Origin of the sequence: Stenotrophomonas sp. Sm10 (assembly GCF_030985515.1) — a bacterium.
Taxonomy (GTDB): domain Bacteria; phylum Pseudomonadota; class Gammaproteobacteria; order Xanthomonadales; family Xanthomonadaceae; genus Stenotrophomonas; species Stenotrophomonas hibiscicola.
Window position 1 is genome coordinate 1 of sequence record NZ_JAPTFO010000113.1, and the last position, 9,337, is coordinate 9,337.

Genomic DNA, 9,337 nt, shown 5'->3' on the forward strand with positions numbered 1-9,337 from the left:
CGCCCGCGCCCCCCCCCCCCACTACCGGAGGCGTGTTATTTCGCGTCGAACTTCACGATCGTGCTGATCGCGGTCTCATCCGGGATGGTCTTGGTATCGGCCCAGTCACCACCGCCGACGCCGAAGTCCAGGCGCTTGACCGTGGCCTTGCCGGTCAGCACCGGCTGGGCGCCCGGCTTCCAGGTGAAGGTGAGGGTGACCGGCTTGCTGACGCCACGCAGCTCGAGGGTGCCATCGGCGGCGAACTGGTCGTTGCCGACCGCGCGGAAGCCTTTGGCGGTGTAGCGCGCAGTGGCGAACTTGCCGACGTTGAAGAAGTCGGCACCCTGCAGGGTCGAGTCGCGGTCGCTGTTGCCACTCTTGGCACCGGCCAGCGGGATCACCACGTCCAGCGAGCCGGCGGCCGGATTGGCCGGGTCGAAGCTGAGCTTGGTGGCGAAGCCCGGGAAGCTGCCGGTGAACACCTCGCCGTCGTACTTGGTCGCGAACACCAGGATCGAGCCGGCGCCGGGGGCCTGCGCATAGTCGGCAGCGAGCGCCGGGGCGGTAGCCAGCATGCCGGCCAGGGCGGCGGCCACGGCGGCCGGAGTGGTCAGTTTCAGGTTCATCGGTCAGTCCTTCTGAGGGGAGGCAAGCCAGCCGCGCGGCAACATGCGGGACAGGGTCGCATCGCGCTGGAACAGGTGGTGGTAGAAGGCGGCACCGGCATGGGCCAGTACCACCGCGATCAAGAGCCAGAAGCCGTATTCGTGGATGGCATGTGACACCGCGACAACCTGCGGGTCGGGTCCGCTCAGCTTGGGCACATCCACCAGGCCGAACCAGCGGAACGGGCGCAGGCCGCTGGCCGAGTCGTACAGCCAGCCCGACAGGGGGATGGCGAACATCAGCACGTACAGCAGCACGTGGGTGGCGCTGGCGATGCGTTCCTGCCAGCTGGGCACGCCCGGCACCGGCTTCGGCGCACCGGCATACAGGCGCCAGCCCAGGCGCAACAGCACCAGCGCCAGCACCGTGATGCCGATCGACTTGTGCGCGGTATAGACCCAGAAATACTTGGGGGTCTTGGGCAGCTCGCCCATGGTCAGGCCGACCACGCCCAGGGCGAGGATCAGCAGTGCGATCAACCAATGCAGGATCTGGCTGACACTCCCCCAGGCGGCGGGGGTGTTCTTGGCGGTCATGAAAGGTCCTCTAGCGGGCCATCTTGGGGTCGGAGTGCGAAACGGGAGCGGGAGTTCCCGGGGCGTCGCTGCGGTCGAGGGTGGCTTCAGCCTCGATCCTCAACTGCACTGCATCACCGATGACGCCTGGCCAGGCGGTGATGCCGAACGCGCGCCGGCTCAGCGTGGTGCTGGCCGAGAAACCGGCGGTGCGTCGGAATGGGGGCAGGGGGTAGCGCTTGATGGCGTTGAGGGTCACGTCCAGCGTGATTTCCTGGCTGACCCCGCGCAGGGTCAGGGTGCCGATCACGTGGGCGCGCCTTGCATCGATCGGTTCGACCCGACTGGAGACGAAGTGTGCCTTCGGGAAGCGCTCACCATCCAGCAGGCTGCGCGCCAGCGTGGCCTGGTTCCATTTGGCATCACCAAGGTCCAATCGCGACACGGGCACCTCGACGTCCAGTGTGGCTTCGCGCCAGTTGTCGGGATCGAACTGCAGGCGTCCTTCACTGCCGGAGACCGTGCCCATCGCCTGCGAGTAACCGGCGTGGTCGATGGTGAACAGCACACGGGTATGCACCGGATCGAGGCGATAGGTATCCGCATCGGCCCAGGCGGGAGCGGTGGCGAGCAGCATCGGCAGCAGGGCCAGGCAGGGACGCATCGATGGCGGGCTCCGGAAGGGGACGTTGCGATCATACGCACAGCCCCCCGCCAACGTTGCGTGCATGGCTGCAACAGTTCGTGGTGGGTCCACCGGTGGAAACAGCCTGTTGCAGCCATGAACCCGGCGCTGTGTGACAATCGGGGCAGGACAGGGGGTTCAGGATGACGAGCGGTTGGCGCCTGTGGCGCCGGGGCATCGCGGGAATGGGGCTGCTGCTGATGGCATTTGCCGCGGCGGCTGCGGCCCCGGACATGGCCGAGACACCGCGGCTGCGCCGTTTCGGTGCCGCCGAAGGCATGCCCTCGCGCATGGTGCTGGCGCTGGCCGAGGATCGCCAGGGCCATGTCTGGGCCGCCACCGATGGTGGCCTGGTGCGCTATGACGGTGGCAACCTGCGGGTGTGGGAACATGATCCGGAGCAGCCGGGCTCGCTGCCCGGCAACGAAATCGAGACCCTGCTGGTCGATCCCCTGGACCGCGTCTGGGTCGGCATCAATGGCAAGGGCGTGGCCCGGCTGGATGCCGACCGCGACCGCTTCAAGACCTTTGATACCGTCAACGGCCCCTGCATGAGCCAGTTCTGGACGCTGGCCTACGCCGAGGATGCACTGTGGATCGGCACCAGCGGCCATGGCGTCTGCCGTTTCGGTGAAGATGGCAGCCTGCGCTTCTTCGAGCATGATCCGGCCCGTCCCGAGGGATTGCCCAGCAATACCATCTACAGCAGCCTGGTCGATGCGCAGGGACGCCTTTGGATCGGCACCGAGGCGGGCATTGCGCGCTGGAACGGGACTGGGTTCGAGGCTGTCGCACCGCGCGAACTGGGGGCGCTGAGCGTGTTGCGCCTGAGCCGCGACCCCGACGGCTCGATCTGGGCCGGCAGCCAGAATGACGGCCTCTACCGTATCGACCCGCAGGACCGGGTCAGTCGTCCACGCTGGGCCGACAGTGCGCGCCTGCGTTCGGCGCTGGTGCTGGCTGATCGCCAGGGCGGTTACTGGGCAGGCACCTCCGATGGCCTGTTGCGTGGAGATGCCAGCATGCTGTGGCGGCTCGATGGCGACCGCGGCAGTGGTTTCCTCACTGCCCAGAGTGGTGTGCTCGATCTGCTGCAGGACCACGAGGGCGGATTGTGGGTGGCGCTGCTGACCCAGGGCCTGGCCTACCTGCCCCCGGACTGGCGCCGGTTTTCGATCTGGAGCCAGCTTGACGGCAAGCCGCTGGACAGCCAGTACCTGTTGAGTGCAGCCAGCGATGGCCAGAACTACTACGTTGGCTCGGCACATGGCGTGTACCAGCTGGATGCGCAGGGAACCCTGCGGTTGCTGGCCAGCGATCGCGAGATTGGCAGCGGGGCGGTGTGGTCGGTGCTGCCGCGGCCGGATGGGCGCCTGTGGCTGGGGCGTGCCGGCCGCATCAGCGTGTACGACCCGGCCACCGGCGCGTTGCACGATTGGCGTATCGACGGGGGCGCGGACCTGCGCCAGCGCGTCGATCTGATGCGGCAGGCCCCCGATGGCACGGTCTGGCTGTCGGTGATGAACCTCGGCCTGCAGCAACGCAGTGCCGACGGCCGCATACTGCGCAGCTACCCGCTGGAGGATTTCCGCAAGACGGCCGATTCACCGATTGAGCAGATCCGCTTCGATGCCCAGGGCAAGGCCTGGGTGATGGGCGACATGGGGATCTGGCGTGAACAGGCCGGGCGCTTCGAAGCGGTGCCGGGCGTTTCGCGCGGGCTGATCTATGACCTGGTGTGGGTCGATCCGCAGCAGCTGTGGCTGGCCCGGCAAGGTGCGCTCGAGCGCTATCAGTGGGATGGCATGAGCCTGCGCCTGATCCAGCGCATTGATGGCAGTGCGGGCGTGCCGCCGGTGAGCATGGGGGGGCTGGCGTTGGCCGAAGACGGCCGCCTGTGGGCGACCACGCCACGTGGCCTGCTGCGATGGGATCCGAAAGCGCGCCGCCTGCAGCAGTTCAACGAACGCGATGGCCTGCCGGACGCCGAGTTCACCAGCCGGCCGCCGGCGGTGAATGCCGACGGTCGCGTGCTGGCGGTGGCCCAGACCGGCCTGGTCGAGTTCGATGTGAATGCCGCCGATACCACGCTGCCGCCTTCGTCACTGGTGATCGCCGAGGTCCGCGTGCGGCGCGATGATGCCCGTGGCTGGCAACCGCTGCCGACCAGCGGCACGTTGTTGCTGGGGCCGGATGACCGTGACCTGCAGATTGATGCGCGGCTGCTTTCCTATGCCAACCCGCAGGGCAACCGCTACCGCTTCCGGGTGCAGGGCTACGACCAGAACTGGGTGGAGCAGGGCGGTGACGGCCAACGCACGCTGTCGCGGCTGCCGACCGGCAGCTACGTCATTGAAGTCCAGGCGGCGACGGCCAGTGGCGCCTGGACACCTTCGCAGCGGCTGCAGGTAAAGGTTTTGCCACCCTGGTGGCGCAGCGGCATGGCGATCTTCGGCTACCTGCTGATCGGCTCGTTGCTGCTGCTCATCGTGGTGTGGTCGATCCGTGCGCGGCTGCGCCGCCGCCAGCAATGGCAGTTGACCGTGCACAAGCAGCAGCTGGCGGAGCAGGCATCACAGGCCAAGAGCCGGTTCCTGGCCACGCTGGGCCATGAGGTGCGCACGCCGATGACCGGCGTGCTCGGCATGAGCGAACTGCTGCTGGCCACCCCGCTGGATCCAGTGCAGCGCAGCTATGCAGGCTCGATCCAGCAGGCGGGCAGCCACCTGCTGCGGCTGGTCAATGACGCGCTGGATCTGGCCCGCATCGAGGCCGGCCGGCTGGAGCTGGACCTGCGCCCGTTCGATCTGGCCAGCCTGCTCGACCAGGTGCAGGCGTTGATGCAGCCGATGGCAACGCAGCGCAATCTGGAGTTCCGCCGTGGGGACGATCCACCTGGGCCGATCAGCGTCAGTGGCGACGAGATGCGCGTGCGGCAGATCCTGCTCAATCTGCTGGGCAATGCAATCAAGTTCACCGAGCGCGGGCACGTCGGACTGGCTGTGCGGCTGGAAGACAACGGTGGTGGACTCTGCTTCGAAGTGCATGACACCGGCCCGGGCATCAACGCCGAGCAGCAGGACCGCCTGTTCCATCGCTTTGAACAGGCGGACGGTCCGCGCACCGCGTCGCGCTATGGCGGCAGCGGGTTGGGCCTGGCGATCTGCCAGGAGCTGGCCGTGGCCATGAACGGGCGGATTGAAGTGGACAGCCAGCCGGGCAAGGGCGCCCGCTTCCGGGTATGGCTGCCGCTGCCCTGGAACCGGCAGGCCGCCAATGCGCCGGGCGAATTGCCGGTACTGCCGATGCTGCCGCCACTACGCATCCTGCTGGTGGAGGATGACGCGACCGTGGCCGAGGTCATCGCCGGCCTGCTGCGTGGCCGTGGCCACGACGTGGTGCACGTGCTGCATGGTTTGGGCGCGCTATCGGAGATCGCCACCGATGGCTTTGACGTAGGCCTGCTTGATCTGGATCTGCCGGCGCTGGACGGCACCGCCATCGCCCGGCAGCTGCGCACCATGGGCTATGAACTTCCCTTGGTGGCGGTCACTGCACGGTCCGACGCCTACGCCGAGACCCAGGTCCTGGCGGCTGGGTTCGATGGCTTCCTGCGCAAGCCGGTGACCGGTGACATGCTGGTGACTGCCATTGCCCAGGCGCGCGCAAAACGACAAACCGCCCTTTGAATGCGCCAGCGCCGGGTGTGAACGTCGCGACTTTCGGTTTACCATGCCGACGCCCGTAGTGCGGGAATCATCAGAAGCAGCGTGAGGAGGCAATCGGTGGTGTATCTGCGGGCGGCGATGCTGCTGCTGGTCCTCCTGTGCGGCCTGTCACCCGCTGCGGCGCAGCCGGTGCCACCGAACCCGCGCCAGGTGACGGTGTTCGACGGCTTGCCGTCCAACACCGTGAACCGCATGGCCGAGGATCGTTACGGTTACCTCTGGATCGCGACCAACGACGGCCTGGCCCGCTACGACGGGCGCAACTACCGGATCTGGCGCTCGGAAGACGGCCTGCGCGACAACCGCATCTGGACGGTGCTGGTCGATGCCCGCAACCAGCTCTGGATCGGCACCGAGAACGCCGGCCTTGTACGGATGTCGGCCGATCGCCGCCAGCTGCACTTCTACGACCGCAGCAGCCAGCCGTTGATGGGCACCAACACGGTCTGGAGCCTGGCCACCACGCCGGATGGTTCGGTCTGGTTCGGCACCCACGAAGGTGGTCTGTACCGCCTGGACAACCAGGACCGGTTGCAGCGCTTCCTGCCTGAAGCGAACAACCCGCGCAGCCTGCCGGCGGCATCGGTGCCGTACCTGGCCACCCTGGCTGACGGCAGCCTGTGGATCGGCACCAAGCATGGCGTCGCGCGCTGGACCGGCACGGACTTTGAGCGGGTCGGGGCCGGCATCATTCCCAGCCTGCTGATCAATGGCTTGACGGCCGAATCCGATGGCAGCCTTTGGATCAGCACGATGGCCGGTGCCATGGTGCGCCGTCCCGATGGTCGTTTCGAGGCACCGTCCTGGAAGCTGCCCGAAGGCGAGCAGGTGCTGGGCATGATGCTGCGCGACGAGCAGGGCGGGCACTGGCTGGACACCCGCACCGGCCTCGGCCGGGCGGTCGATGGCCAGTACCAGGCCGTGCCCCTGTACAGCGCGGTGGCACGTGGCCCGGTGCGCCCGAACTGGACAGGTGCCTACGAGGATCGCGAGGGCGGCATCTGGTTGGCCAGCACGAATGCCGGCCTGTGGCACCTGTTGCCGCGCTGGTGGCAGTTCTCGGTGCTGTCGCGGCTGGAGGACGACCCGCGCTCGCTGCGCAATGCCTTCGTGCTGGGCACCAGCCCCTCCAGCAATGGCGGCATCTGGACGGTCGGCAGCCACGGCGCGCTGGACCGCTTCGATCCGAAGACCGGCAGCATCGAACAGCACCGTACCTGGGTCAACGGCATGCACTGGCTGACCTCGGTGCGCGAGGATCGCCGCGGCCAGGTCTGGATCGGTTCCAACGACGCACTGCTGCGCTATGACCCGAAGCGGCGTGATCTGCGCCGCTGGGGCCGGGATGCCGGCGCCGACGCGACCATGGAAGGAGTCATCGAATCCATGATGACCTGTGATGGTGACAGTCTCTGGCTGATGCTGCCGTCGGGGCTTCAGCAACGCGATCTGGATGGGCGCCTGCGGCGCCAACTGGATAATGGCCAGCGTGGATTGCAGCAGGGCCAGCTCAATCTGGACGTGGAATGCGGGCCACAGGACCATATCTGGCTGGCAAGCAGCCGTGGCCTGCTGCAGTGGCTGCCGGAAAGCGAGCGTTTCCAGCCGGTGCCGGGTGCGCCGGCGACCGCGATCCATGCACTGCACGTGGGCACCGATGGCCAGGTCTGGCTGTCCGAAGATGGCCGCCTGTCGCGTTACCGCTGGAGCCAGGGCCGGCTGGAGCGGCAGGCCGTGATCGGTGCAGAGCAGGGCTACCCGGCGATCTCCGCCTCGGGGCTGGTGGTCGATGCGCAGGGGGTTGCGTGGGCAACCAGTGCGCGTGGCCTGGTGCGCATCGGGGCCGACGGCCAGAGTGTGCGCCTGTATGGCGTGCACGATGGCCTGCCGAGCCAGGAATTCCGCGAACACACGCTGGTGATGTCGGCAGACGGTCATCTGGTGGCAGGTACACCGGCCGGTGTGGTGGTGTTCGACCCGAAGCAGGTACGTCCGTCGATGCGGCGTGCGCCGCTGGTGATCGAGCGGGTGGAGGTGCGCCGCAACGAGCAGGTGCTGGACCTCACCCACGACGCGCCGTTGCAGATCGCCGACGGCGACCGCGATCTGCGCATCGTCGCGCGCCTGTTGTCGTTCGCCGATTCGGCGTCCAACACCTATCGTTACCGCTTGGCCGGCTATGACCCGGACTGGGTGGAAGTGGGGCCGGCCGGTGAGCGCTTGTTCTCGCGGCTGGCACCGGGCAGCTATCGGCTGGAAGTGCAGGCGCGGTCGGCTGACCATGTCTGGTCACGTGTGCAGAGCCTGGAATTCCGCGTGCAGCCACCGTGGTGGCGCAGCTTGTCCGGCCTGTTGATGCTTGCCTCGTTCGCGCTGCTGCTGACCAGCTGGTTCGCCTGGCTTTACCGTCGGCGCCTGCAACGTCGCCACGCCTACCAGCTTGCGCTGCACAAGCAGGAACTGGCCGAACAGGCGTCGGCGGCCAAGACCCGCTTCCTGGCCAATCTTGGCCACGAGATACGTACACCGATGACCGGTGTGCTGGGTATGAGCGAGCTGCTGCTGGCCTCGCCGCTGGATCCGCAGCAGCGTGGCTATACACAATCGATCCGCCATGCCGGCGAGCACCTGCTGCATCTGGTCAACGATGCGCTGGACCTGGCGCGGATCGAATCGGGCCGCCTGGAGCTGCAGCACAAGCCGTTCGCACTGGGCAGCCTGCTGCAGGACCTGGCCGCGCTGATGGGGCCGTTGGCGGCGCAGAAGGGCCTGCGTTTCACGCTCGACAACCAGCTGCCCGCCGGCCTGCAGGCCAACGGCGATGCAATGCGGGTACGGCAGATCCTGTTGAACCTGCTCTCGAATGCGGTCAAGTTCACCAGCCGCGGCACCATCACCCTGCACGCCCGCAGCGACGCCGAACTGCGATCGCTGCATTTCGAAGTGCGCGACACCGGCCCGGGCATCAGCCAGGAACAACAGCAGCGCCTTTTCCGCCGCTTCGAGCAGGCCGATGGCGCACGCACCGCTGCACAGTACGGTGGCAGTGGCCTGGGCCTGGCAATCTGCCGCGAACTGGCGCATGCCATGCAAGGGCGGATCCAGGTGGAGAGCCAGCTCGGTCGTGGCACCTGCTTCGGCGTGACGTTGCCGTTGCCGATGGTGGTCGATGCCCATGCCGAGGCAGAGGGTGATACGCACCGCCAGGAAGCGGCCAACATGCCGCCATTGCGGGTACTGCTGGTGGAAGACGACGCGACCGTGGCCGATGTGATACGCGGGCTGCTGAGTGCGCGTGGGCATGAGGTGGTGCATGCAGGCCATGCGCTGGCGGCGCTGCGCGAGATCAGTGCCGGCGATTTCGACGTCGGCCTGCTGGACCTGGACCTGCCGGGCCTGAGCGGTTTCGAACTGGCCCAGCACCTGCGCAACCAGGGCTACATGCTGCCGCTGCTTGCCGTGACCGCGCGGACCGATCCGGACCTGCAGCAGCAGGTGGAAGCGGCCGGCATCGGCGGTTTCCTGCGCAAGCCGGTGACCGGTGAACTGCTGCTGGAAGCGATCGCCAGGGTCATGGGGCGGTAGGGTGCGGCGGCAGGGCCTGCGGCCCTGCACCTGCTGCAAGCCGGAGCAACAGCAACAGCCGAAGCAAAAGCTGGCTTCCTGTGGGATGGCGGGGTGGGTCCGGTTACGGGGGACGCTGCAAGTACGTCCATGTAAGCTCGGTCGCCGCTTGCTCGTGTGCGCAATCCTGCGCACAC

The 9,337-nt window shown here is 67.5% G+C and carries 5 protein-coding genes; 2 read left to right on the forward strand and 3 right to left on the reverse strand.

The window, feature by feature from the left end:
- Positions 1 to 35: 35 nt before the first annotated feature.
- Genes O0J15_RS19475 through O0J15_RS19485 form a run of 3 tightly spaced genes read right to left on the reverse strand, consistent with a single transcriptional unit; the run spans position 36 to position 1,827 of the window.
- Entirely contained in the window at positions 36 to 608 is a 573-nt protein-coding gene (locus O0J15_RS19475; RefSeq protein WP_134734745.1) for a YceI family protein, read from the reverse strand.
- 3 nt (positions 609 to 611) lie between these two features.
- Positions 612 to 1,184, reverse strand: coding sequence for a cytochrome b (locus tag O0J15_RS19480; RefSeq protein ID WP_019660059.1), 573 nt, complete (start codon positions 1,182 to 1,184; stop codon positions 612 to 614).
- Between the two features lie 10 nt (positions 1,185 to 1,194).
- Positions 1,195 to 1,827, reverse strand: coding sequence for a YceI family protein (locus O0J15_RS19485; protein WP_308306136.1), 633 nt, complete (start codon positions 1,825 to 1,827; stop codon positions 1,195 to 1,197).
- Between the two features lie 164 nt (positions 1,828 to 1,991).
- Here O0J15_RS19485 and O0J15_RS19490 point away from each other — a divergent pair, with 164 nt between their 5' ends.
- Both O0J15_RS19490 and O0J15_RS19495 read left to right on the forward strand, forming a co-directional pair.
- Positions 1,992 to 5,537, forward strand: a complete 3,546-nt coding sequence (locus O0J15_RS19490) for an ATP-binding protein (protein WP_308306137.1) — start codon at positions 1,992 to 1,994, stop codon at positions 5,535 to 5,537.
- A 96-nt stretch (positions 5,538 to 5,633) separates the two neighbouring features.
- Entirely contained in the window at positions 5,634 to 9,161 is a 3,528-nt protein-coding gene (locus O0J15_RS19495) for a hybrid sensor histidine kinase/response regulator (RefSeq protein ID WP_019660056.1), read from the forward strand.
- Positions 9,162 to 9,337 lie beyond the last annotated feature (176 nt).